This is a genomic window from Streptomyces zinciresistens K42 (assembly GCF_000225525.1).
GTDB lineage: Bacteria > Actinomycetota > Actinomycetes > Streptomycetales > Streptomycetaceae > Streptomyces > Streptomyces zinciresistens.
The window spans coordinates 1-2,982 of the sequence record NZ_AGBF01000375.1; the positions used below are offsets into that span (position 1 = coordinate 1).

Below are 2,982 nucleotides of genomic sequence, written 5' to 3' on the forward strand. Positions count from 1 at the left end.
GCTGAGCCCGCCCGGCCCGCCGACCGCGTCCGCGGGCGCCTCGGCCGCGTCCCCGTGTGGGGGCTGCTGCCCGCCGCGGCACTGATCGGTGCCGTGGGCGGCGGTGTGTACGGGCAGGTCAAGCCCGCGCAGTACACGGCGACCAGTTCGGTCGTGGCCGTGCCCAACGGCACGACGTCCGCCGACTGCACCGACGCGCTGGGCTTCGCGCAGGCGTACGGCCGGGTCGCCACGCAGCTCGCGGTGCTCGGGGACGCGCAGGTGTGGGCGGGCGTGCCGGTGTCGACGCTGCGCGAGAGCGTGAAGGTGGCGACCTCCCCGGACGCGCCGATGGTCGCGGTCTCGGCGACCTCGTCGTCGCCCGCGCAGGCCGTCGACATCGCCAACGCCGTGTCCCGCGCGCTGATCAGCGAGGCGGGCTTCAGCAAGGAACGGACGGGCATCCGCCTCGAACGGCTCTCGCGCGCCCTGAAGCCGGGCGAGCCGTCGTCGGCGTCGCCCGCGCTGACCGCGCTCGTGGGCGGCAGCGGGGGCGGGCTCCTCGGCGGGCTCGCGCTGCTCGCGCGGCCCCGGCGGCACGGCCAGGACGGCCAGGACGGTGACGGGGAGGACCGCGGCGTGCCCTCGGTGCCCGGTCCCGCCGCCGCATCCGACGCCCGCGGGACGCTCGGATGACCGCCACGGTGACGCGGGCCCTGTCGGTCGAGGTCTGCACGGACGAACGCGCCTTCGCGGCGCTGGCCGGCCAGTGGGACCGCCTGCACCGGGCGTCCCCCTCGGCGACGGCGTTCCAGAGCCACGCCTGGCTGCACTCCTGGTGGGTGTCGTACGGCGTGCCGGGCCGGCTGCGGCTGGTCCTGGTGCGCAGGGAGGGCGAACTCGTGGCGGCGGCGCCGCTGATGCGGGTGCACCGCCCGCTGCCCGCGGTGGTGCCGCTGGGCGGCACGATCACCGACTTCTGCGACGTGCTGCTGGACGAGTCGGCGGGCGCGCCGGCCGCGGCGGCCCTGGCGGACGGGCTCGCGGACCTGGCCCGCACCGCGCTGGTCGACTTCCGCGAGGTGCGGCCGGGCGGCGCGATGGAGCGGGTCCACCTGTGCTGGCGCGGTCCGCGCCGCCGGCTGCCCGACTCGGTCTGCCTGGAGCTGCCCGCCCTGCCCATGGAGGGGCTGGTCGGCCGGCTGCCCGCGGCGCGCGCCCGGCGGATCCGCAACAAGGCCAACCAGCTCAGCCGGCTGGGTGTGCGGTGGCGGGCGGTCGGCGACGACGAGACGGAGGGCGCACTGCGCCGGCTGCTGGAGCTGCACCGGTTGCAGTGGGCGGACCGGCAGGTGTCGCCGGAGCATCTGCGGCCGCGGTTCCTGGAGCACCTGGTGCGCGCGGGGGTGCCGATGGCCCGCTCGGGGCAGGCCAGGGCGACCGAGTTCCTGCTCGACGGCACGGTGGTCGCGGTCAACTTCTCGCTGCTGTCGGACCGTCTGATGGGGATGTACATGTACGGCTTCCATCCGACGCTGCGCGAGCGCCGGGTGGATGTGGCGACGATGCTGCTCAACGCCACCACCGAGGATCTCGGCCCCGGCGACCCGCGCGCGCTGAGCCTGCTGCGCGGGGACGAGCCGTACAAGTACCGCTGGTGTCCCGAGACGGTCGTCAACCAGCGCTTTCTGCTGGCCAGGCGGCGTACCGCCCCGCTGCTGGCGGCCGCCGCGGGTGAGGCGGACGCCCGGCAGCGGGCCAGGCGGCTGCTGCGCACGGACCCCTCCCTGCCCGATCAGCGGTAGCGCTTCGCCCGGGCGAGACAGGCGGAGGAGGCGCCGCCCGCCTCCTGACCCAGCCACTTCTGGAGTTCGGCCGGGGTGCAGCCGGGCGGCAGGGAGGCGAGGGCCGCCGGTGCGGGGACGGGCGTGGTCGCGGGCGGGTCGGGAGTCGGGGTCGGCGTCGGCGTCGAGGTCGGCGTCGGCGTCGGCGTCGGGGTCGGGGTCGGGTCGGGGGTGGCGGCCGGGACCGGGGTCGGGGCCGGGGTGAGCGGCCCCGGGTCCGGCCGCGGGGCGAGGGCGCCGGACAGCAGCACGCGGTAGAGGGCGGAGGCCCGCGGGTTGTCCGAGCAGAGCCACACGCCGTGCGGGCAGTAGTCGGTGATGGTCTGGTAGAGCGGCTTGTACTGGTCCATCCAGGCCAGCATCCGCAGCATGTACGTGATGTTGTCGCCGTTGCGGAACAGGCCCCACTCCGGGTAGGAGATCGGCTTGCCGTGCCTGCGCGCGAAGTCCACCTGGTACTGGAGGCCGTAGGGCTCGGTGACCTGCTCGTCGAAGCTGAGCCCGCGCGGCTGGTCGTAGGAGTCCATGCCGACGATGTCGACGACGTCGTCGCCGGGGTAGCACCGCGGCCAGGGGACGGCGTCGGTGCCCCGGCTCGGGGCGAAGTCGAAGCGGAAGCGGGCCCCTTCGACCGCGCGCATGGTGGTCACGATCCGCCGCCAGTACCGCTTCCAGCTCTGCGGGTCCGGGGCGCAGCGGTGGGTGTAGGTGATGCCGTTCATCTCCCAGCCGAGCACGATGACGGTGTCCGGCACGCCGAGCGCGACCAGGCGCCGGGCCAGTGTCCTGAAGTGGGCGTCGAAGGCTCCGGAGGCGGCGCGCCGCAGCAGGGCGCGGACCTCCCGGTCGGGGACGTCCGCCTCGTTGCGCTCCATCATCGGCACGTTGACCACGAGCATCCGGTCGGCGCGGGCGCGCCGCCAGGCGGCCCAGGTGTCGAGGAAGCCGTTGGCGCCCTCGATGTTGCTCCAGACGTCGCCCGGGAGGTACGTGTGCCCGACGCGGGGTTCCTGGCCGCCGAGCCAGCGGCCGAGTTCCCGCATGCGTCTGACTCCGGTGGGGCCGTAGTGCAGGAACGCGCCGAACGCGGGTGCGAGCGCGGGCCTGCCCGGCGGGGCGTGCGCGCCGGCGGGCGGCTCCGCGGAGGGCGCGGGGGCGG

The 2,982-nt window shown here is 75.8% G+C and carries 3 protein-coding genes; 2 read left to right on the forward strand and 1 reads right to left on the reverse strand.

Annotated features, from left to right (window positions below; genetic code table 11):
• The coding region (locus tag SZN_RS36445) for a YveK family protein (protein ID WP_007505668.1) at positions 1 to 675 on the forward strand (675 nt) is incomplete at its 5' end.
• Positions 672 to 1,784, forward strand: coding sequence for a GNAT family N-acetyltransferase (locus tag SZN_RS36450; protein WP_007505671.1), 1,113 nt, complete (start codon positions 672 to 674; stop codon positions 1,782 to 1,784). The genes SZN_RS36445 and SZN_RS36450, both read left to right, overlap by 4 nt.
• Here SZN_RS36450 and SZN_RS36455 read toward each other — a convergent pair.
• A partial coding sequence (locus SZN_RS36455; RefSeq protein WP_007505673.1) for a glycoside hydrolase family 26 protein occupies positions 1,775 to 2,982 on the reverse strand: 1,208 nt, incomplete at its 5' end. The genes SZN_RS36450 and SZN_RS36455 overlap by 10 nt on opposite strands.